This is a genomic window from Amycolatopsis sp. ATCC 39116 (assembly GCF_000231075.2).
Classification (GTDB): domain Bacteria; phylum Actinomycetota; class Actinomycetes; order Mycobacteriales; family Pseudonocardiaceae; genus Amycolatopsis_E; species Amycolatopsis_E tucumanensis.
Genome location: NZ_AFWY03000003.1, coordinates 63,469 through 84,054, shown reverse-complemented (window position 1 = coordinate 84,054; position 20,586 = coordinate 63,469). Strand labels below are relative to the sequence as shown.

The following is a 20,586-nucleotide window of genomic DNA, read 5'->3' as shown; positions in this document are numbered from 1 at the left end:
ACGCATGCAAGGATGTCGGCTGACGGAGGGAGTTTTCGATGGCCGCGGGGCGCGCGTTGTTCCGGCTGGTGCGGTTCTGGTCCCGGCGCTGGGCGCCGGAAGTGGCGCAGCGGCTGGACGAGGCCGCCCCGCGCACCGCGACCGTGCAGAACCTGTACGTCGTGGAAGCCGTGCACAGCGCCGCGCCGCGCGGGGAGGTCACCGTCGCCGACGTGGCGCGCCAGCTGGGCCTGGACCGCTCGGTCGCGAGCCGGATGATCGCCGACGCCGTGCGCGACGGCTACCTGCGGCGCGACACGTCCGCCGAGGACGCCCGCCGCGCGCGGCTGTCACTCACCGAGGCGGGCGCGGAGTTCCTCGCGGTGTCGCACGCGCACCAGGAGCAGGTGTTCGAGGCGCTGGTGGCGCACTGGCCGGCCGAGGATCGGCGCCGCTTCGCGGGCTACCTCGACCGGCTGGCACGTGAGGTGCTGGACTCCTAGCCGCGGAGGGCGCGGACGTCCCAGACCCACACGCCGTCCACGTAGACGGCCTGGCCGCCGAGCAGCTGGTCCACCGTCTGGTGCAGCGCGTTGCCGTTGGTCACGGGCGCGAGCACGACCGCGTCGGCCTTCCAGTACTTCAGGTCCTCGACCGCCTGGGCGCGCTGCTGGACGGTCACGTTCGGCACCTCGCCGCTGTCCCGCACCTCGGCCAGCAGGTCGGCCGTCGGGCGGTTCACCGCGCCGTACCGGCCGCGCTTGTCGTCCGGGCCGCTCGGGCCGACGAAGTACCCGTCGGCGAGCGGGAAGCCCAGGTCGGCCTCCACCTGCCAGTGCAGCGCCCGCGCGTCGCCGCCGTTGGGCAGCGGCACGACGACCACCGAGCCGGACCCGACGTACTGGCGCCACGCCCCGTCGGCGAAGAAGGCCGGGGTCTCGGGGCGGATGTAGGTCTTGTAGGGCGTCGGCGCGATCGGCAGCAGCACCGCGGCCAGCGCGCCCAGCCACAGGAACCGCACCGGCAGATTCCGGTCGCGGAAGCCCGGCGCCGCCTCGAACACGCGGTCCGTGGCGATCGCGAGCAGCGCCGCGACGGCCGGGATGCAGCCGATCGCCAGCCGCGATTCGAGCAGCGAGTCGAACAGCGGCAGCTCGGCCAGCAGCCGCCACGGGCCGGGGATCCCGGTCTCCTCGTGGTTGACGATCATCTCGACGCCCAGCGACAGCCACGCCATCAGGAACATCGAGATCGCGATGGCGCGGGCCACGACGTTGCGCCACAGCCACACGGTCAGCACGACCATCAGGATGATCAGCGGCCAGCCGAAGAACGCGTTCTCCTCGGTGCGGTTCATCGACACGTCGGCGGCGGCCTCGGGGGTGCCCGCGATCGACTCGGTCGCGAACCGGGTGAACGCCGCGGTGTCGTTGCCGACCGGGCCGTGCTCCAGGGTGCGGTAGCTTTGCGGGCCGAAGAACTGCCACCACAGCGGGAAGATCGCGATGGCGATGGCGACGACCGCGGCGACGGTCAGGCCGCCCGCCATGGGCTTGACCATCCGCAGCGCCTCGCGCGGCCGCGACACCGCGTAGCCCGCGGCGAACAACACGAACGCCATCATCATGATCAGCAGCGGTTCCTCGCCCAGGAACACCTGGTAGGCCAGCATCAGGCCGAGGATGATGCCGTCGCGCACGGGCCGGTGCCCCTGCGCGAGCCGGATCAGCCGCATCACGATGAACGGGATCAGGAACAGCACCACGAAGTTCGGGTGCGCGTTGCCGTGCGAGATCATCGCCGGCGCGAAGCCGCAGAACGCGCCGCCGATCGCGGCGGCCGTGCGCGAGGTGACCAGGTGCCGCGAGAACACCCAGTACCAGGCGATCGACGTGCCTGCCAGGCCGCCGGTGAGCGCGATCGCCCAGGTCACGGTGGGGCCGAACAGCTGCGTGATCGGCGACAGCGGGATGCCGAGCCCGAACATGGCCGTGTTGGCCATGAGGTTCACGCCGTCCGGGTAGTTCTGCAGGGTGGTGCCGAGCGGGTTCTCCCAGTTGAACACCGCGTGGGCGGTGACCGCGAAGAACCACTCCCACATGTTCTGGTCCTGGCCGCTGTTGTACATGTAGCCGCCGCTGCCCAGGTTGACCCACAACCCGGCGTAGAGGATGAACGCGGCGACGACGTAGATGCCGATGACCAGTGCGTCGGCGCGGCCGAACCGGCGCCGTTCCTCTCCGACCTCGGGCACGGTCTCGGGCGCCTGCAGCAAAGCGGTCACTCTTTCACCCTCAGGGCTCGACTACGCGGGCGAAAAAGTAGACCACACCCGTCCGGGCGTGCCGCACGAGGAGCAGGAAAGGCCGGTCGACGCGCACCTCGACCGGGTCGACCGGAGTGACCATGGACATGGTGCGGATCATGACCGCGGTGGCCGCCGCGCCCTCGAGGCCCTGCTCGTCGAGCTTGAGGACCGCCTGGTGCTGGACGGCCGAGACGAACGCGCGCGGGTCCGGGGTGAGGCGGCCGAGCGGGGCTTCGCCGGGCTCGAACAGGGTGCGCACGCCGAGGTGCTTGAGCGCGCCGGTGAGGTCGGCGGGGCGGTCGAGGTCGATCTTCGGCAGGCGCAGGTCGACCTGGACTTGCTTGGGGGCGGCGAGCAGGGTGGCCAGCCGGGTGTCGTCGAGGTCCGGCTCCTGGGCGGCGAGGTCGCCGTCTGGCAGCAGGACGGTCGCGGTGACGCCGGCGCCGGGCAGCTCGACGACCTGCCAGCCGTCCTGGCGCGCGTAGCCGAGGCGTTCGGTCTGGCGCATCATCCGGACGCGACGCGGGCCGGCCGGGCTGTGGAACTGCTCGTCGCGGGTGGTGGCCTCGCGGAACGGGTGCTGCCAGGCGGCCTTGAGGTAGAGGGCGTTGACGAGGCTGGCGACGGTGTCCGCGCCGACCGAGTCCGGGGGCAGCAGTTCGGGGATGAGGTCGCGGGTGGTCTCGGCGACGTCTGCGTTGATGGCGCGGCGGGCGCGGTCGGGGTCGTTGACGAACGGGGCGGTCTTCGCGCTCGCGCCCGGCCAGCCCGCGAGGTCGGCGAGGAAGGTGTCGCGGACCGGCAGCTGGTCCCAGGCCCAGAGCGTGTTGGCGACGGCGAGGACCGGGTCCTCCTGGCGGGTGGTGTTGTCGAGCGTGGCGGCGGCGCGGAGGAGGTCGGCCTGCTTGGCGATGTCCGGGTCGCCCCCGGTGAGCAGGTGGAGCAGCTCCTCGGCGGCGGGGCCGTCCGCCGCCTGGCTCGCGAGGCCGAGCGCGCTGGCGATGGAGTACGGCGAGACCACCGAGTCGCCACTGGCGCCGGCGACGACCCGGTGAACCGCGAGGCTGAAGCGCAGATGGTCACGTTCGGGCGTGGTCACGACCCCGACGCTACCGGACCGGAGCGCGGCGCCGGGGGCTCTGCTGGGGCGGGTGCGGGGCGCTGGGCCGGGGAGGCGCAGGTGGGTGACAACTCATCCGCACTGCCACGTGAACGACGCCGCGTCGAACCGCCCGGCCGCGAGGTCCGCGGGACGGATCAGCCAGTGCAGCCGGCCCGCGTCGCCCCACATCATGCCGGTCTCGTCGTCGGAGTCGATCTGGGCGAGCGCGACCCAGCGGCGGGCCTCCTCCTGCACCGCCGACCACGCCTGCTCGTCGCGCACGACGTCGGCGCGCAGGTGCGCCGCGGCGACGTCGAGTTCGACGGCGTCCTGGATCGGGAACGCATAGCCGCCGATCTGGTGCGCCGGGCTCGGCACGGTCGCGGCCAGGGCGGTCATGAAGGTGTCGCCGTTGGCGTGGTCGTCGAAGAAGGAACCAGTCCCGCTTGCCGAAGTCCCGGCTCGAAGGAGCCGACGTGCTGACGAAACAGAAGGAGGGGCGAAGTGGCAGTACAACAGCGGCTCGGCGGCTGTCCCACCGCGCCGACCACTTCGAGTGGCCGGCGTGGGCCGGCGAAGGCTCGTTGAGCTTCGTCGCGTCCGTCGACTGCGCGAAACTGCTCTACGAGCCGATCGACCTCGCCTTCCCCGCAGACGGCAGGGCGGACCACCTGGTCACCCCGCTGTGCCGGGCGGAGGCGTACGGCAGGCCGGATCAACGAGGTCCAGCGTTCGGCGATGGGTGGCGGCAGTGTCCGGCGCGCGACTGCGCGCAGTCGCGCCTCGTGGGTGGGCATCAGTGGCGTCCGGTGTGCCAGCGGTGCCAGGTGTGCGCCTGCGCGTCCGTCAGGGAGGCGACCTGGTCGATGACCACGCGGAGCCTCGCGGGGTCGTCCGGCGCCGCGTGCCACGCTGGGTGGAACGCGGTCTCCAGGGGCTCCGGCGCGCGCTCGGCCAGGACCGTCACCAGCTCGGCCAGCAGTTCGCGCTGGCCGGCCTGCATGGCGAGCCGCCGGGGGTCGCTCATCACGTAGCGCAGCGCGAGCGCCTTCAGCAGCGCCACCTCGGCCGCCACGCGTTCCGGCATCACCAGGCTCGCGGCGTAGCGGGTGAGGGGGCCGTCGCCGTACTCGGCGCGCGTTCCGGTGACCGCGGCGGACGCGAACCGGCCGACCAGCTCGCTCGTCATCCGCTTCAGCGCGATCTGCCCGTGCGGCGTCGAGTCGACCCCGGGGCGCGCCAGCTCCGCCACCACGGGCAGGTCCAGCAGGTCCCGCGCCGCGCCCTCCAGCGCGGACACCGACAACCGCGAGAAGTGCTTGGCCGCCAGCTCCGCCACGGCCGCCCGCTCCCCCGGGTCGGCCAGCACCGACAGCGACAACCGTCCCGACAGCACGCCGTCCTCGACGTCGTGCACCGAGTACGCCACGTCGTCGGCCCAGTCCATGATCTGCGCCTCCAGGCAGGTGCGGCCCTCCGGCGCGCCCGCCCGCATCCAGTCGAACACCTCCCGGTCGTCGGCGTACACCCCGAACTTCGCCGTGCCCGCCCGCCGTGGCCACGGGTACTTCGTGGACGCGTCCAGGCACGCACGCGTCAGGTTCAGCCCAGCCGAGTCGACCTTCGGCTCCAGCCGGGTGAGGATGCGCAGCGTCTGCGCGTTGGCCTCGAAGCCGCCGCACGACTGCGCCACCTCGTCGAGCGCCCGTTCGCCGTTGTGCCCGAACGGCGGGTGCCCGATGTCGTGCGCCAGCCCCGCCGTGTCCACCAGGTCCGGATCGGCCCCCAGCTCCTCGGCGATGCCGCGCCCGATCTGCGCGACCTCCAGCGAGTGCGTCAACCGCGTGCGGGGCACGCCGCTGACCTCGGCGCCCTCCCCCGGCCCGACCACCTGGGTCTTGCCGGCCAGCCGGCGCAGCGCCGCGGAGTGCAGCACGCGGGCCCGGTCCCGCGCGAAGGCACTCCGGCCGTCCGGCCGCGACCCGGGAAGCGCCGCCCGCTTCGGCGCTTCGTCGAGCCACCGCTGTTGATCGTGCTCGCTGTACACCCCGCAACTCTACGGGCACCCACCGACATTTCCGGGGTGCGCGGGCAGGGTTCTGACCAGGACACACGAGATGCCCACTCGTGCGGGGGCGACTGGAACATGAGCCGGAACGGGACTCGCGGACGCCGCGCCCGCCTGCGGGCTCTTCGGGAGAACAGGATCAAGGCAGCCCTGGAGCCGACCGGAGCCGGTGCGACCGCCGGGCGCGGACCTCAGCCCAGCCCAGTACCGCCGATGTTGTCGGCCGGCGTCTTGGTCAACCGGTAGAACAGCAGCGCGCCCGTCTCGCGGTAGATGTAGGCGAACTGCGTCTCCCGCGTCTGCACGATCGGCCCGCGGTGCGTCGGCGAGGTCCAGGTTTCCAGACCGGCGTCGTTGGCCATCGTGCGCGCCCGCAGGGAGTGCCACGGGTCGCTCACCAGCACCGCGGTCCGCCAGCCCCGCTCGCCGAACGCACCGGCCACCGCGCGCAGGCTGCCCAGCGTGTCGCTGCCCTCGCCCACCGCCAGCGTCGCCTCGCGGGGGACGCCCTGCTCGACCAGCCAGTTCGCCCCCGCCGAGGCCTCCGTGTAGGCGTCACCGGCCCGGTTGCCGCCCGCGGTGACGATCCGGTCGGCGACCCCCTCCTCGTACAGGTCCATCGCGTGCCGCAGCCGCGCCTGGAAGATCGGCGACGGCTTCCCGTTGTACTGCGCCGCGCCGAGCACCACGATCGCGTCGGCGTGCGTGCGGTCGTCCTCGCGCGCCACCTGCCACACCCGGAACGCCGTCCCACCGACCACCATCAGCAACACCAGCACCGTGCCCAGCACGGCCCGGCGCACCCAGCTCACCCGCTCACCCATCCCGGTCATCCTCCCAGACGGGTCCTCACAGCCAGCCGCGCTCCTCCGCCAACCGGACGGCCTCGGCCCTGGTGCGGGCGCCGGTCTTGCCGATCGCGGCGGACAGGTGGTTGCGCACGGTCCCCTCGGACAGGTGCAGCCGCCGCGCGACGTCCGACACCGTGCCGCCGTCGCTGGCCGCGCGCAGCACCTCGTGCTCGCGCGGGGTGAGCGGGCTCGCCCCCGTCGCCAGCGATTCCGCGGCCAGCGCCGGGTCGACCACGCGCAGTCCGTTGTGGACCCGCCGGACCGCGTCGACGAGCTGTTCCGGCGGCGAGTCCTTCACCACGAACCCGGCCGCCCCCGCGGCCATCGCCCGCGCCAGGTAACCGGGCCTGCCGAACGTGGTGCACACGATGATCCGGCACGACGGCAGCGCCGCGTGCAGCTCGGCGGCCGCGGTCAGGCCGTCCGTGCCGGGCATCTGGACGTCGAGCAGCGCCACGTCCGGCGCGGTCTCCTTCGCCGCGGCGAGCACCTCGTCGCCGGACCCGACCTGGCCGACGACCTCGATGTCCGGCTCCAGCCCGAGCACGGTCGCCAGCGCGCCCCGCACCATCGCCTGGTCGTCGGCCAGCAGCACCCGGATCACGAAACCTCCACCGGCTTCGCCGCGGGCACCTCGGCCCGCAGCTGGAACCCCTCCCCGGGCCGTGCCCGGACCTGCAGCGTGCCACCCAGCTGGGCCAGCCGTTCCGTCAACCCGCGCAACCCGTTGCCCGCCGCGGCCGGTTCGGTGCCGCGGCCGTTGTCGGAGATCTCCAGCCAGTTCCGTCCCAGCCGCACCTTCACCCGGCTGGCGCCGGAGTGCCGCAGCACGTTCGTCACCGCCTCGCGCAGCACGTACCCGAAGGCGCTCTGCAGCTCCGGCCGCACGTTGTCGACCGCGCTCGGCAGTTCCGCGTCGATCTCCGCGGCCCGCAGCGCCGCCCGCGCGCCCACCAGCTCGGCGGACAGCGACACCTCGCGGTACTCCGACACCGTCGCGCGCACGTCGGTCAGCGCGCTGCGTGCCAGCGCCTCGACCTCGCGGATCTCGGTGACCGCGCGCTCCTCGTCGGACGCGGTCTCGATCAGCCGCCGGGCGAGACCGGCCTTGACCGCGATGGTCGTGAGGCTGTGGCCGAGGATGTCGTGCAGATCCCGCGCCAGCCGTTCCCGCTCCGCGCTCACCGCGAGCGCGGCGATCTCTTCGTTGGCCCGCCTGAGCCGCCGCACGGTCTGAGCCAGCCGTCCCATGAAGAACATCGTCGTGGTGATGCCGACGACCGTGCCGATGTCCGACGGCGTGCCGCGCACGTCGTTGTGGACGAGCAGCAGCAGCCCGCACCCGGCGACCGCGGCGCCGTCGAACACCAGCACCCACCCCGCCGGCATGCTCATCGCGATCGCCAGCGTGGCGTAGAGGAGCATGTAGATGCTGGCGCCCTGGAGCAGCACCGCCCACCCGAGCACGAGCATCAGCACCGCGAACGGCAGCCGGACCCGCATCCGCCGGTGCGACAGCAGGAAGTACGGGAAGGTCACGTAGCACAAGCCGTAGGCGACGAGCAGCACGACGAGCAGCGGGTCGAGTCGCTGGCCGACCGGCACGGCGCTGGCCAGGTAGAAGATGGCCCCGACGACCGGCCAGCGGCGCGCGAACCGCGGGCGGGGCCGTCCCGCGGCGTGCTCGTTCCACCACTGCGTCCTGTCCTCGGCCACCGTGCTTCTCCCCATCACACCCGCGCGGAGTCCTTACGGTAACGCCGGACCACCGCGACCCCGACCGCCGCGGTCCACACGGCCAGCCACAGCACGTCCTGCCCGAGGCTCGTGCTCAGGTCGGTGGTCACCGCGCCGCGCCCGACCTGCGCCATCCAGTAGCTGGGCAGCACGTGCGAGATCTGCAGCAGCCAGTGCGGCATCGCCTCGACCGGGATGAAGATGCCGCCGAGCAGGGCCATCGGCAGCATGACCAGCTGCGTGATCGGCTGGACCGAGTCGGCCGTGCCGACCTGGCCGATGAGCAGCCCGATCAGCGCGAACGGGATCGCGGCGAGCCACACCCCCAGGGTGACCCGCAGCCAGCTGCCCGCCCCGAGGGACACGCCCTGCGTCAGCGCGCCGACCAGCGGTACGAGGACCACCGGCGCGAGCGCGAGCGTCAAGCCGGTCGCGGCCTTCGCGCTCAGGTAACCGGCACCGGACAGCGGGGTGAGCCGAAGCTGCCGTTGCCAGCCGGCCTTGCGCTCGACCGCCACCCGGGTGCCGACGAACAACGCCGCCGACATGGCGCCGAACGAGGTCATGCCGACCATGAGCGGCGCGACGGCGTCCTGGTCGCCGCGCGCGAAGATGCCGACGTAGAGCAGGAACATCAGGACGGGGAACGCCACGGTGAAGATGAGGAACCGCGGGGCGCGCAGCACGCGGCGGATCTCCAGGGTCAGGAACTTCAGGCTCATCGGTGGTTCTCCTCGTCGGCGGTGAGCGTCAGGAAAGCGCCTTCCAGCCCGATCGCGGTGATCTCGACGTCGTGCGCGCCGGGGAAGCGTTCGAGCAGCGCCCGCAGGGTGGCGTCGGAGTCCGAAGTGGACACCGCGATCCGACCGCCGCGCACCTCGTACTCGGTGACGCCGGGCAGTTCCGCGACCGCCGCCGGGGTGGCCTCCGGCACGGCGGCCCGCAGCGTCCGCCCGCTCGCCAGCGCGCGGACCTCGGCGACCGAGCCGTCGGCGACGATCCGCCCGCCGCGCATGAGCACGACCCGGTCGGCGAACTCCTCGGCCTCCTCGAGGTAGTGCGTCGCGAACAACACGGTGCGGCCGGTGTTCGTGTAGGCGTGCATGGATTTCCAGAACTCGCGGCGGCTGCCGACGTCCATCGCGGCGGTCGGCTCGTCGAGCACCAGCAGGTCCGGGTCGCTGACCAGGGCGACGGCGAACCGCACGCGCTGCTTCTGACCGCCGGAGAGCTTGGTGCCGCGCCGGTTGGCCAGGTCCTCGATGCCCGCGCGGCGCAGGGCCTCGGCGACGGGCATCGGCTTGCGGTGCAGCGACGCGATCATGCCGACCATCTCGCCGACGGTGGCGTCCTCCAGCAGCGCGGCGCCCTGCAGCATGGCGCCGATCGCGCCGCGCGCCACCGCCTCGGCGGGGGTCGTGCCGAAGATCGCGACCTCGCCTGCGTCGGGCGTGGTCAGGCCGAGCAGCATGTCGACGGTCGTCGACTTGCCCGCGCCGTTCGGGCCGAGCAGCGCGACGACCTCGCCGGGCGCGATGGTGAGGTCGACACCGTCCACGGCGCGCACCTCGCCGTAGTGTTTGCGCAGGCCCGTCAGCCGCACCGCGGCCCGGGTCAGGGTCTGTGTTCCGTCCATGTGCTCAGCGTGCCGCCGCCACGGCCCCGCTTCGCAGGCCGAGCGTCATGATCCGGCCGTGACAAGTGTCAGGGTCCGATCGCCGTCGCGCCGCTCACGGTGAGCAGCAAGGGAACAGCCGCGCCCTCCCGTGCGGCCAGGTCGGCGAGGAAGCCGCCGAGCCAGCCGATCGCGTCCAGTGACCACTCGGCCAGCGTCCCCTGGAACGTCACGCGGTGCCGGGGCGGCCCGTGCCAGAACGAGTCGGGCAACGGCGGTGGCACGGGTTCCCGCTCGACCAGGGACTCGCACCGGAAGACGTTCTGGGGCAGGCTGCCCAGCCACCGGTGCATCCGTTGCGCCACAACCGGAACCACGGGATTCTGACCGCTGTCCACGGTGACGAGCACCGGTGTCGCTGCCCGCACGTCGTCGAACCAGGCCGCGGTGGACAGCGATGGCGCCCGGGCGTGCCCGGCGCGGGCCGACGTGTCCAGGCTGTTCGCGGGCAGCAGCACTTGTGCCGCATCGAGCCGCAGCTCGCCGAGTCGCGTCGTGACGTCTCCGGCGCACCGGAGGAACGGCTGCACCGGTAAGGGCCGGTCGCCGGGCACGGATTCGATTCCCACCTGGAACCAGGTGACCAGCGCAGATCCCGGCGCGGCAAGCGGATGCTCGCGGCCGGCGTCGTTCATGCCCCACAGGTTGTCGAGCCAGCCCATCGCCTGCGCCCGGTCGTGGAACTGGATGTAGGGGTCGCGATCGGTGACCGGAACCCCGTCCGGGCGCGGCGTCAGCTCACCGTAGAGCGCGGCGAACAGAGTCCCCGCCCTGCGGCTGGGGCCCGGCACCAGGCCCGGCCGAGGCTCGTCGCTTGCCACCCACGCCCCCTCGTCACTGGCGACCACGTCAAAGTACTCTCCTCTCAAATTTGGGATACAGTCTCTGATGTGAGAACCATGGAAGACCGCCTGGCCGCGCGCCTGGCGGAGTTGCGGGCCGAACGCGGCTGGTCGCTCGACGACCTCGCCGACCGCTCGGGGATCAGCCGCTCGACGCTGTCCCGCGTGGAACGCGGCGAAATCAGCCCGACCGCGTCCCTGCTGGGCAAGTTGTGCACCGTCTACGAGCGCCCGATGTCGCGCCTGCTCACCGAGGTCGAGGCCGAGGGCGCGCAGGTGGTGCGGGCATCCGCGCAGAGCGTGTGGACCGACGAGGACAGCGGGTTCGTGCGGCGGTCGGTGTCGCCGCCGCACCCGGCGCTGCGGGCGGAGGTCGTCGAGGGCACGCTGCGGCCCGGCGCCGACATCCGGTACGACGCGCCGTCCGTGCCGGGCCTGGAGCAGCACCTGTGGCTGCTCGACGGGCGCCTGGAGCTGACGGCCGACGGCGAGACCCATGTGCTCGAACCCGGCGACTGCCTGCGGTTCCGGCTGTGGGGACCGACGCGGTTCGTGTGTACCGGCCCGGAACCGGCCCGCTACCTGCTGGTCCTGGTGATGCCGTGATCACGCGACTGTCCACCGCGGACTTCGCCGCCGCCGTGCCCGCCCTGCGCGAGGTGCTCGCGGACTGCACGAACGGCGGCGCGTCCGTCGGGTTTCTGGCCCCGCTCGACCCCGCGTCGGCCGGGGCTTGGTGGAAGGGGCTCGCCGGCGACGTGGCCGAGGGTCGCGTCCTGATCTGGGCGGCCTGGGACGGCCCACGGCTGGTCGGCACGGTGCAGGTCCGGCCGGCGCAGCTGCCCAACGCGCCGCACCGCGGTGAGCTGGCGAAGCTGCTGGTGCACCGGGACGCGCGGGGCCGCGGGCTGGGCCGGGCGCTGCTGGCGGAGGCCGAACGGGGCGCCCGCGCGGCCGGGATCACGCTGCTGGTGCTGGACACCGAGACGGGTAGCCCGGCCGCGCGCGTGTACGCCGCGGCGGGCTGGACCGAGGCGGGCACGGTGCCGGACTACGCCGCCGACCCGGCGGGCGCGTTGAAACCGACGACGTTCTTCTACAAGCGGATCTGACGACGCCGACATGAAAAAGCCCTGGTCACCGAGGCGACCAGGGCTTTTCCGGGGTTTTCCGTCAGCAGCCGGGGAGGCGGGCGGCGAGGTAGGCCTCGACCTTGTCGATCGCCACGCGCTCCTGCTGCATGCTGTCCCGCTCCCGCACCGTCACGGCCTGGTCCTCCAGGGTGTCGAAGTCGACGGTGACGCAGAACGGGGTGCCGACCTCCTCCTGGCGGCGGTAGCGCTTGCCGATGGAGCCGGCGTCGTCGAAGTCGACGTTCCAGTTGCGGCGCAGCGCGGCGGCCAGGTCCTTCGCCTTCGGCGTCAGATCGGCGTTGCGGGACAGCGGCAGCACCGCGACCTTGAACGGCGCGAGCCGCGGGTCGAGCTTGAGCACGGTCCGCTTGTCGACACCGCCCTTGGCGTTGGGCACCTCGTCCTCGTGGTAGGCGTCCAGCAGGAACGCCATCATCGGGCGGCCGACACCGGCTGCCGGCTCGATGACGAACGGCCGGTAGCGCTCCTTCGTGGCCTGGTCGAAGTAGGCCAGGTCGACCCCGGAGTGGTTGGAGTGCGTGGTGAGGTCGAAGTCGGTGCGGTTCGCGATGCCCTCCAGCTCACCCCACTCCTGGCCGGCGGAGAAGCCGAAGCGGTACTCGATGTCGACGGTGCGCTTCGAGTAGTGCGACAGCTTCTCCTTCGGGTGCTCGTAGTGCCGCAGGTTGTCGCGGTTGATGCCGAGGTCGGTGTACCACTCGGTGCGCAGGTCGATCCAGTACTGGTGCCAGCGCTCGTCCTCGCCCGGCTCGACGAAGAACTCCATCTCCATCTGCTCGAACTCGCGGGTGCGGAAGATGAAGTTGCCGGGGGTGATCTCGTTGCGGAAGGACTTGCCGATCTGGCCGATTCCGAACGGCGGCTTCTTCCGCGACGTGGTCAGCACGTTGAGGAAGTTCACGAAGATGCCCTGCGCGGTCTCCGGGCGGAGGTAGGCCAGGCCCTCCTCCGACTCGACCGGGCCCAGGTGGGTCTTGAGCATCATGTTGAACTCGCGCGGCGGCGTGTACTGGCCGCGGGTGCCGCAGTTCGGGCACGGGACGTCGGACAGGTCGTCCTCGGAGATCTCCTTGCCGGTGCGCGCGCTGTAGTCCTCGGCCAGCTGGTCCGAGCGGTAGCGGCGGTGGCAGACGGTGCACTCGACCAGCGGGTCGTTGAAGGCGTTGACGTGACCGGAGGCCACCCACACCTGGCGGGGCAGGATCACGGAGGAGTCGAGGCCGACGACGTCGTCACGGCTCTGGACCATCGTGCGCCACCACTGGCGCTTGATGTTCTCCTTGAGCTCGACGCCGAGCGGTCCGTAGTCCCACGCCGACCGGGTTCCGCCGTAGATCTCCCCGCTCGGGAAGACGAAGCCACGACGCTTGCACAGGCTGACGACGGTCTCAATGTTGGCGGGCACTCCACGCTCTCCATCAGATGCGGGGACGGTTATCGGTTCCGTCCAGCGTATCCGGCCGTCGTCGCGGCCCGGCGCGGGGCTTGACATGGGCCCCGGGGAGGCGATAACGGCAACCACTACCGGCTGGCCACTAGGATGGTGTGACACCGACCGACTCGAGGCTGGAGATGGCTATGCCGATGGCTCGTCCGGACGCCGCGCTGCCCGGGTTGCCCGACGACGCCGACCAGGTCCACGCCGGCGACGAGCTGAAGCCACGCACGCCGCCCCAGCCCGCGGCGACGTTGTCCGAGGCGGGCGAGCTGTTGCGGGCGCTGTCGGCTCCGGTGCGGATCGCGATCGTGCTGCAGCTGCGGGACGCCGACCGGTGCGTGCACGAGCTGGTGGACGCGCTCGACGTGGCGCAGCCGTTGATCAGCCAGCACCTGCGGGTGCTGAAGGCGGCCGGGGTGGTGCGGGGTGAGCGCCGGGGCCGTGAGGTGGTCTACCGGCTCGTGGACGATCATCTTGCGCACATCGTGATGGACGCGGTGGCCCACGTCCAGGAGGGTTCATGACGAGTAGCGACGTTCGCCGGGCCCCGGTGCCCGGCCGCCGGTCGACGAAGCAGCGCGCGGCCGTGGTCGACCTGCTGTCGGAGGTCGACGACTTCCGGTCGGCGCAGGAACTGCACGACGAGCTGCGCAAACGTGGTGACGGCATCGGGCTGACCACGGTCTACCGGACGCTGCAGTCGCTGTCCGAGGCCGGCGAGGTCGACGTCCTGCGGACCGAGTCGGGCGAGGCGATCTACCGCCGCTGCTCGACGCACCACCACCATCACCTGGTGTGCCGCCACTGCGGCTTCACGGTGGAGGTGGAGGGCCCGGCGGTGGAGCGCTGGGCGGAGAAGGTCGCCTCCGGCAACGGCTTCTCGGACATCCGGCACACCGTCGAGATCGTGGGCACCTGCACCGACTGCGCCAAGCGCCTGGGGAGTTAGGTCCCGGCCACACCGCCGGGGGACGGCCTGGTGCCGGGCCCGTCGAGGCGTAGCGTTTTTTCTTTGCGCCTCCTGATGACTCCGGTGAGGAGGACGACGCATGGCTCAGGCAATCAGCGAAACCACCGCGACGACGGTCGACGACTACGACGCGATCTGCCGGGCCGTCCAGCTGTGCCTGAACGGTGAGGCGACGGGTAACGCCGACAAGGTGCGGGAGTCCTTCCACGAGGATGCCCGCATGTTCGGCTCCTTGGGTGGCGAACGCTACGACGTTCCGGTCTCGGAGCTGGCCGAGATGGTCGCGAGCGCACCGGCGGACACCGGGCACTACCGTTCGCGGATCCTCTCGGTGCAGCAGACCGGCGACGCGGCGTTCGTGACCGTGGCCGAGGAAGGTTACTGGGGAACGGTCTCCTTCCTCGACTACCTGTCGCTGGCGCGCATCGGCGGCAACTGGAAGATCGTGAACAAGCTGTTCGCGCACACCGGCGGCGAGCCGCCCGACCTGGGCTAGACGCTAGGTGTAGGGATCATGGACGTTGTTGACGGTGTGGTCGGTGTGTCGGGTTGATCAAGGTGAAGACCTCCGTGTGGGGTGAAGGTGCTTGACGCCTTTCCCGCACGAACGGAGGTCTTCGTGTCTCACCGTAATGCCCGGTTGACGGAGTATGGGCGGCGGTTGCTGGTCGAGCGTGTCGCGGCGGGGCGGCCGGTGGCGCATGTGGCGGCGGAGATGGGGGTGTCGCGGGCGACCGGGCATAAGTGGGTGCGCCGGTTCCGCGAGGAGGGCCAGGCCGGGCTGGCCGATCGGACCAGCCGGCCGCACACCTCGCCCACTCGGGTTTCTGCCGAGGTGGAGCAGGAGGTCCTGCGGCTGCGGCAGGACCGCCGGCTCGGTCCCGCGCGGATCGCGGGAATCCTCGGCATGGTTGCCTCGACGGTGCACCGCATCCTGGTGCGGCGCGGCATGCCCAAGCTGGCCTGGCTGGACCGGCCCACCGGCGAGCCGATCCGCCATTATGAGCGGGACCGGCCGGGCGAGCTGGTGCATGTCGATGTGAAAAAACTCGGACGGCTCCGCGAAGGTGGCGGATGGTGGGCTCACGGTCGCGGCAGTGATCAGCACAAGGCCGCCCGCCGCGCACCCCGGGTCGGGTTTGAGTTCGTGCACTGCGCCGTCGACGATCACTCCCGGCTGGCCTATGCCGAGATCCACCCCGACGAAACCGCCACCACCTGCGCCGCCTTCCTCCGCCGCGCCGCACAGGCCTTCGCCGCCCACGGCATCCCCGCCATTGAGCGGGTCATGACTGACAACGCCCTGGCTTACCGGCGCTCGCTCGCCTTCCGCACCGCGCTGGCCGACATCGGGGCCAGCCATCGCTTCACCCGCGCCTACCGACCCCAAACCAACGGCAAAGCCGAACGCTTCAACCGCACCCTCGCCGAAGAATGGGCCTACGCCCAACCCTTCACCAACTCAGAACAACGAGCCAACGCACTACCCGACTTCCTCCACCACTACAACCACCACCGCACCCACACCGCCCTCAACGGCCAACCACCCATCACGCGCGTCGACAACCTCACTGGGCACTACAGCTAGGTCCGCGGTCTGGGCGGTGTGGGGAGACGGTGACGGCGGGCCGAGATCGATGCACCTGGTCTGCACCGGCCTGCCGCCCGATCCCTGGTCGCCTGCGGCCACTGATCGAGCTCGGCGTCACTCGTCTAGTACTCATAGGCGTCCTGGGGTGCGGGGATCGGCTGGAGTGCGGTGACCGTGACGTCCGGCGTGTAGCCGTTCGCGGCGACGGCCGTGCCGGGGACCACCTGCCCGGTCACCTCCAGCCACGTGTCGTCGGGGTAGCGGGCCGCCTGGGGGCTGGTCAGGCGGACCGTCATCGGCGCCGCGTCGGCCGCGCAGCACCGGATCACCATTCGCGCCAGCAGCACGCCTTCCTTGCCGTGCACGACGAAACCGCTCAGCCGGACCGTCCGGCCGTTGAGGGAGCCGCGGGAATCCCAGCCGGCTCGCGTCACGAACTCGGTGAGGGTCAGCGGCACCACGTCGCCGGCCGGAAGCGGTGGGAAGGCGGCGGCGTCCTGGGCGACGGCCGAGCGGGGCGCGCCCGCCGAGGTGCGGATGACCGAGTCGGAACCGAGGGCGGGCGGCGCGACGAGGAACACCGCCAGCACCGGGACGACCAGCAGCCACGCCGACCGCGCCGGGTGGTGGTGGTCGTGGCCCGCGGTGACCGTCCTGGCCTGGCGCGCGGCCAGCACGTCCCGCACGATCGCGACCGCGCCGAGCAGCAGGATGACCGCTCCCCCGGCGACCACCCACGGCTGCTGGGCGGGCTTGACGTAGCGCAGGTAATCGCCGTTGACGCCGATCTTCAACAGCGCCCCGCCGAGCAGCACGAGCAGGATGTTCTGCGTTTCGCGACGCACCTGGTTCCTCCCCTACCGTGTCGGGACGACGGTCAGCCAGTCGGCCGCGGACACCACGAACGCGACGGCGCCGGCCAGCGCGAGCAACGCGGCGAGCGACCCGAACACGATCCCGGCGCGCGCCAGCCCGCCCGCGGCGTCGCGGCCCAGGACGCCGAACAGGACGGCCAGCACCGCCAGCACCAGGATCAGGACCCACAGCGCGCCGAGCACCAACGTGAGCACCACGGCCAGCGGCGAGGGCAGCGCGTCCCCGGCCCGCGGCCGGACGAACGCCCACGTGACCCACACCGACATGGCCATCACGATCCCGACGGCGCCGAGCGCGGCCGACGCGACGGCGAGGCCGGTCCGCGGCTGTTGCTGGATCATCTCGCACCTCCCAGGACGAGGACCCCGACGATCACCGCGCAGGCGGTCGCCACGACGAACGTCACCGGGGCGAACCGTACCGCGAAAGACCGCCCGAAGGTGCCTGCCTGCAGGGCGAACAGCTTCACGTCGATGGCCGGGCCGACCACCAGGAACACCAGCCGCGGCAGCAGCGGCAGCGCGGTGAGCGAGGCGGCCACGAACGCGTCGGCCTCGCTGCACAGGGCGAGCACCACCGCGAGGACGGCCATGACGAGCACGCCCAGCACGATCTGGTTGCTCAGGACCTCGAACCACGCCGCGGGCACGAGGACGTTCATGGCGGCGGCGATGAGGGCGCCGAGCACCAGGAACCCGGCCGACTCGACCAGGTCGGCGCGGGCGGTCTCGGTGAAGATGCGCCACCGGTTGCCGCCCTCGGGCAGGCGCTCGAGGGCGCGCTGGACGATCCAGTCGAGCTTGCCCCACTTCGCCCAGAGCAGGCCCATCACGACGGCGGTCGCGAAGGAGGCGAGGAACCGGGCGAGCACCATCTCGGGCTGCCCCGGGAAGGCGACCGCGGTGGCGACGAGCACGACGGGGTTCACGGCCGGCGCGGCGAGCAGGAAGGTGAGCGCGGCGGCAGGTGCCACACCCTGCCCGATGAGGCGGCGCGCCACCGGGACGGACGCGCACTCGCAGCCGGGCAGGGCGACCCCGGCGAGCCCCGCGACGCCCACGGCGCCCGCCTGGTTGCGCGGGATGACCCGCCGCAGGACGCGGGCAGGCACGAACGCCGCGATTGCCCCGCTGATCAGCACGCCGAGCACGAGGAACGGCAGGGCCTGCACGCACACCGCGACGAACACCGTGGAGCCGGTCCGCAGGGCGGGCACGTCGAGCACGTCACGCAGCCAGCCCTGCCCGAGCACGGCGACGACGAGGAGGGCGCAGAGCACCTCGATGGAGGTGATCCGCCCGCGACGCCGCTTGCCCTCGGGCTCGGTCCGGTCCAGTACTTCGCTCACCGGGCCGATACTGCCAGGCACCGGCGACAGGATGCCTCGGTTGGGTCGACGAGTGGGTCATCTCGTGCGCTGAGGCGCTTGAAGTGGCCAGTCGTGCGGGTGCGAGTGGCGGGTTGGTGAGGTGGGGGTGGGGCGGAGGGAGGTGGGTGGTTGGTGAGTCGCGGGTGGTGAGCGGGGGCGGTGTGCAGTAGCGCAGCCCAGCCAGCCCTTTCACCGGTCCGGGATCCACCCTGCGGTGCTAATGCCGCAGCCCCAGGCTGCGACGCTCCACTGCCCGAACCCCGACCGCGCTTCCCCCACCCTGCGTTCGCGCCATCCGCGTGCCAACCCCGGGCGGCCGGCCACCCGGCGGTCCCACGGTCGGGCCTTCCCGCCGCCCGGTGTTCCCGCACCCGGCGGTCCTGCCGCCGGGTGTTCCCGCGCCCGGTGGTCCTGCCGCCGGGTGTTCCCGCGCCCGGTGGTCCTGCCGCCGGGTGTTCCCGCGCCCGGTGGTCCTGCCGCCCGGTGTTCCCGCGCCCGGCGGTCCCACGGTCCGGCCTTCTCGCCGCCCGGCGTTCCCGCAGCCTCATGTCCCAACCCCGAGCCGCCCGAGCCGCGCAACCACTCAACCGCGCAGCCGGGGCCTACGTCAGCTCGGCGCGCAGCTGCGAAGCCGTCGAGACCACCAGCATCAGCAGGGTTCCCAGTGCGGAGATCTCCAGCCCCTGCGCGGGGAACGCGTACCGCAGCGTCAGGTCCAGCCCACGCTCCGCGTGCTGCACCCCCAGCGTGCCGAACAGGCCCTGCCCGGCGCGTTCGGCCGCCTTCGCCGCGAAGGCCGGGTCGTCGGGCAGGTCCCAGCCGACCACGCAGGTCAGGCTGAGCACCGTGAGGCCCTCGGCGAGCTGCGTCGACTGGATCACGCAGGGCACGCCATTGTGCGAAAACGTCAACGCGCCGTCGTCGTCGACGTGGACCTCCAGGTACGTCTCCAGCGCCTCCCGGGCCCGGCTGAGCAGCTCCGCGGTGTCCGCCGCCTCCGTGTTCACGACGCCCCCTTCGCCGCGTCCACCGCGGCGCCGAACCGGCGGTCCCGGCGCGCGTACTCCTCGCACGCCGCCCACAGCTGGCGCCGGTCGAAGTCCGGGAACAGCGTGTCCTGGAACACGAACTCGGCGTAGGCCGACTGCCAGAGCATGAAGTTCGACGTCCGCAGCTCGCCGGAGGGCCGCAGGAACAGGTCCACGTCCGGCATCTCCGGCTGGTACATGTACTTCGCGAGCATCCGCTCGTCCACCTTGTCCGGGTTGATCTTGCCCTCGGCGGCCAGCCGCGCCACCTGGCGGGCCGCGTCGGCGATCTCCGCGCGCCCGCCGTAGTTCACGCACATCGTCATGTTCAGCAACGTGTTGTGCTTGGTCTTCTCCTCGGCCGCCTGCAGCTCCTTGATGACGCTGCGCCACAGCCGCGGCGCGCGCCCGGCCCACCGGATCCGGACGCCGATCGAGCCCAGGTAGTCGACCTGGCGGCGGATGGTGTCCCGGTTGAAGCCCATCAGGAACCGCACCTCGTCGGGACTTCGCTTCCAGTTCTCCGTCGAGAACGCGTACACCGACAGCCACTTGACGCCCAGTTCGACGGCCCCGCTGGCGACGTCGATCATCACGGCCTCGCCGCGCTTGTGCCCCTCGATTCGCGGCAGGCCGCGCTGGTTGGCCCAGCGGCCGTTGCCGTCCATGACCAGTGCGACGTGGTTCGGCACCAGCTCGGCGGGGATCGCCGGCGGCTTCGCGCCGGACGGGTGCGGGTCCGGGGCCCGCAGTTCCACTGCCGCCGAACGCGCCGCACGTGCCTTGAGCCGCACCTGATCCTCCCACTGCCTCGGGTTGCGGCTTCCGACCCTACTTGCCCGGCTGGAGCTCCCTGGCACGCCTCTCGACGAGCGGCAACGACTTCAGCTGCCGCTCCAGGTGCCACTGCAGGTGAGCGGCCACGATGCCGCTGGCGTCCCGCCTGGTCCCGGCGACCGAGGCCTCCGCGACGTCCCAGTCGCCGTGCAGGAGCGACTCCAGCAGCACCAGCACCTCGGGCGCCGGATGCACCGACCCCGGCACCCGGCAGTTGCCGCACAGCAGGCCGCCCGCCTGCACGTTGAACGCGGTGTGCGGGCCGGGCAGGCCACACCGCGCGCACTCGGTGATCGCCGGCGCCCAGCCCGCGAACGCCATCGCCCGCAGCAGGAACGCGTCCAGCACCAGCGAGGCGTCCCGCTGACCGTCGGCGAGCGCCCGCAACGCCCCCACGACCAGCAGGTACAGCCGCATCGCCGGCTCGCCCTCCTCGACGGTGAGCCGGTCGGCGGTCTCGGCGATCGCGCTGGCCGCCGTGTAGCGCTGGTAGTCGCCCACCAGCGGCAACGCGAACGCGTCGACCGTCTGGACCTGCGTGATCACGTCCAGGGTGCGCCCGGTGTAGAACTGCACGTCGACGTGCCCGAACGGCTCCAGCCGCGCCCCGAACCGCGACGTCGTGCGGCGCACCCCCTTCGCGACGGCCCGGACCTTGCCGTACCGCCGCGTGAGGAAGGTGATGATGCGGTCCGCCTCACCCAGCTTGTGGACCCGCAGCACCACGCCGGTGTCGCGATAAAGACTCACGTCCCCATGGT

24 protein-coding genes are annotated in these 20,586 nt (G+C 72.1%); 7 read left to right on the top strand and 17 right to left on the bottom strand.

Translation table 11 applies throughout. The features are described 5' to 3' along the window. Nucleotides 1-38 precede the first annotated feature (38 nt). Nucleotides 39-482, top strand: coding sequence for a MarR family winged helix-turn-helix transcriptional regulator (locus AMY39116_RS0305185; protein WP_020416633.1), 444 nt, complete (start codon nt 39-41; stop codon nt 480-482). Here the strand turns inward: AMY39116_RS0305185 and AMY39116_RS0305180 are convergent. The 10 genes from AMY39116_RS0305180 to AMY39116_RS0305135 all read right to left on the bottom strand — a co-directional run bounded on the left by AMY39116_RS0305180 (nt 479) and on the right by AMY39116_RS0305135 (nt 10,568). Continuing rightward, the gene (locus AMY39116_RS0305180) at nt 479-2,263 is read right to left on the bottom strand and encodes a glycosyl transferase (protein WP_020416632.1); all 1,785 of its coding nucleotides are present in this window, start codon (nt 2,261-2,263) and stop codon (nt 479-481) included. The two genes, AMY39116_RS0305185 and AMY39116_RS0305180, sit on opposite strands and share 4 nt — an antisense overlap. Nucleotides 2,264-2,273: 10 nt before the next feature. Continuing rightward, entirely contained in the window at nt 2,274-3,386 is a 1,113-nt protein-coding gene (locus AMY39116_RS0305175) for a serpin family protein (protein WP_020416631.1), read from the bottom strand. Nucleotides 3,387-3,479: 93 nt separating this feature from the next. Continuing rightward, nucleotides 3,480-3,788: a DUF1963 domain-containing protein gene (locus tag AMY39116_RS0305170; RefSeq protein ID WP_020416630.1), complete on the bottom strand. Its 309-nt coding sequence runs from the start codon at nt 3,786-3,788 to the stop codon at nt 3,480-3,482. Nucleotides 3,789-4,185: 397 nt separating this feature from the next. Beyond that, nucleotides 4,186-5,436 carry a deoxyguanosinetriphosphate triphosphohydrolase gene (locus AMY39116_RS0305165; RefSeq protein ID WP_020416629.1) on the bottom strand — a complete coding sequence of 417 codons (1,251 nt, stop codon included), beginning with the start codon at nt 5,434-5,436 and terminating at the stop codon, nt 4,186-4,188. 212 nt (nt 5,437-5,648) lie between these two features. Then, on the bottom strand, nt 5,649-6,281 hold the full coding sequence (locus AMY39116_RS0305160) for a YdcF family protein (protein ID WP_020416628.1): 633 nt from the start codon (nt 6,279-6,281) through the stop codon (nt 5,649-5,651). 25 nt (nt 6,282-6,306) lie between these two features. Beyond that, nucleotides 6,307-6,912 (bottom strand): DNA-binding response regulator, encoded by a 606-nt coding sequence (locus AMY39116_RS0305155; protein WP_020416627.1) that lies wholly within the window; start codon nt 6,910-6,912, stop codon nt 6,307-6,309. Further along, the gene (locus tag AMY39116_RS0305150) at nt 6,909-8,024 is read right to left on the bottom strand and encodes a sensor histidine kinase (protein ID WP_020416626.1); all 1,116 of its coding nucleotides are present in this window, start codon (nt 8,022-8,024) and stop codon (nt 6,909-6,911) included. Before AMY39116_RS0305150 ends, AMY39116_RS0305155 begins: the two co-directional genes overlap by 4 nt. A gap of 14 nt (nt 8,025-8,038) precedes the next feature. Continuing rightward, a complete protein-coding gene (locus tag AMY39116_RS0305145) occupies nt 8,039-8,767 on the bottom strand; it encodes an ABC transporter permease (protein WP_020416625.1) in 729 nt (242 codons plus the stop codon). Then, nucleotides 8,764-9,681 (bottom strand): ABC transporter ATP-binding protein, encoded by a 918-nt coding sequence (locus AMY39116_RS0305140; RefSeq protein WP_020416624.1) that lies wholly within the window; start codon nt 9,679-9,681, stop codon nt 8,764-8,766. The genes AMY39116_RS0305145 and AMY39116_RS0305140 overlap by 4 nt, the downstream gene beginning before the upstream one ends. Before the next feature lie 68 nt (nt 9,682-9,749). After that, complete coding sequence (locus tag AMY39116_RS0305135; RefSeq protein WP_020416623.1) at nt 9,750-10,568, bottom strand: hypothetical protein; 819 nt, start codon at nt 10,566-10,568, stop codon at nt 9,750-9,752. 51 nt (nt 10,569-10,619) lie between these two features. Between AMY39116_RS0305135 and AMY39116_RS0305130 the strand changes: the two genes are divergently transcribed. Both AMY39116_RS0305130 and AMY39116_RS42240 read left to right on the top strand, forming a co-directional pair. Further along, on the top strand, nt 10,620-11,168 hold the full coding sequence (locus AMY39116_RS0305130; RefSeq protein WP_020416622.1) for a helix-turn-helix domain-containing protein: 549 nt from the start codon (nt 10,620-10,622) through the stop codon (nt 11,166-11,168). Beyond that, nucleotides 11,165-11,674: a GNAT family N-acetyltransferase gene (locus AMY39116_RS42240; protein WP_020416621.1), complete on the top strand. Its 510-nt coding sequence runs from the start codon at nt 11,165-11,167 to the stop codon at nt 11,672-11,674. The genes AMY39116_RS0305130 and AMY39116_RS42240 overlap by 4 nt, the downstream gene beginning before the upstream one ends. Before the next feature lie 61 nt (nt 11,675-11,735). On the opposite strand, the gene AMY39116_RS0305120 is transcribed toward AMY39116_RS42240, so the two are convergent. After that, nucleotides 11,736-13,121 carry a glycine--tRNA ligase gene (locus AMY39116_RS0305120; protein ID WP_020416620.1) on the bottom strand — a complete coding sequence of 462 codons (1,386 nt, stop codon included), beginning with the start codon at nt 13,119-13,121 and terminating at the stop codon, nt 11,736-11,738. A gap of 173 nt (nt 13,122-13,294) precedes the next feature. On the opposite strand from AMY39116_RS0305120, the gene AMY39116_RS0305115 reads away from it, so the two are divergent. The 4 genes from AMY39116_RS0305115 (at nt 13,295) to AMY39116_RS0305100 (ending at nt 15,712) form a co-directional block, all read left to right on the top strand. Then, nucleotides 13,295-13,678, top strand: coding sequence for a metalloregulator ArsR/SmtB family transcription factor (locus tag AMY39116_RS0305115; RefSeq protein WP_020416619.1), 384 nt, complete (start codon nt 13,295-13,297; stop codon nt 13,676-13,678). After that, nucleotides 13,675-14,103: a Fur family transcriptional regulator gene (locus tag AMY39116_RS0305110; protein WP_026152974.1), complete on the top strand. Its 429-nt coding sequence runs from the start codon at nt 13,675-13,677 to the stop codon at nt 14,101-14,103. Before AMY39116_RS0305115 ends, AMY39116_RS0305110 begins: the two co-directional genes overlap by 4 nt. Nucleotides 14,104-14,203: 100 nt before the next feature. Beyond that, nucleotides 14,204-14,620, top strand: coding sequence for a nuclear transport factor 2 family protein (locus AMY39116_RS0305105; protein WP_020416618.1), 417 nt, complete (start codon nt 14,204-14,206; stop codon nt 14,618-14,620). 123 nt (nt 14,621-14,743) lie between these two features. Next, nucleotides 14,744-15,712, top strand: coding sequence for an IS481 family transposase (locus AMY39116_RS0305100; protein WP_027935653.1), 969 nt, complete (start codon nt 14,744-14,746; stop codon nt 15,710-15,712). A gap of 125 nt (nt 15,713-15,837) precedes the next feature. On the opposite strand, the gene AMY39116_RS0305095 is transcribed toward AMY39116_RS0305100, so the two are convergent. The 6 genes from AMY39116_RS0305095 to recO all read right to left on the bottom strand — a co-directional run bounded on the left by AMY39116_RS0305095 (nt 15,838) and on the right by recO (nt 20,575). Next, entirely contained in the window at nt 15,838-16,560 is a 723-nt protein-coding gene (locus AMY39116_RS0305095) for a TIGR03943 family protein (protein WP_020416616.1), read from the bottom strand. 12 nt (nt 16,561-16,572) lie between these two features. Beyond that, nucleotides 16,573-16,932, bottom strand: coding sequence for a hypothetical protein (locus tag AMY39116_RS0305090; RefSeq protein ID WP_020416615.1), 360 nt, complete (start codon nt 16,930-16,932; stop codon nt 16,573-16,575). Next, nucleotides 16,929-17,939 (bottom strand): permease, encoded by a 1,011-nt coding sequence (locus AMY39116_RS0305085; RefSeq protein ID WP_020416614.1) that lies wholly within the window; start codon nt 17,937-17,939, stop codon nt 16,929-16,931. The genes AMY39116_RS0305090 and AMY39116_RS0305085 overlap by 4 nt, the downstream gene beginning before the upstream one ends. Before the next feature lie 623 nt (nt 17,940-18,562). Then, on the bottom strand, nt 18,563-18,967 hold the full coding sequence (locus AMY39116_RS0305080; RefSeq protein WP_017981240.1) for a hypothetical protein: 405 nt from the start codon (nt 18,965-18,967) through the stop codon (nt 18,563-18,565). Beyond that, nucleotides 18,964-19,782, bottom strand: a complete 819-nt coding sequence (locus tag AMY39116_RS0305075; protein WP_020416613.1) for an isoprenyl transferase — start codon at nt 19,780-19,782, stop codon at nt 18,964-18,966. The genes AMY39116_RS0305080 and AMY39116_RS0305075 overlap by 4 nt, the downstream gene beginning before the upstream one ends. A 37-nt stretch (nt 19,783-19,819) precedes the next feature. Then, nucleotides 19,820-20,575 (bottom strand): DNA repair protein RecO, encoded by a 756-nt coding sequence (recO, locus tag AMY39116_RS0305070; protein ID WP_039791214.1) that lies wholly within the window; start codon nt 20,573-20,575, stop codon nt 19,820-19,822. Nucleotides 20,576-20,586 lie beyond the last annotated feature (11 nt).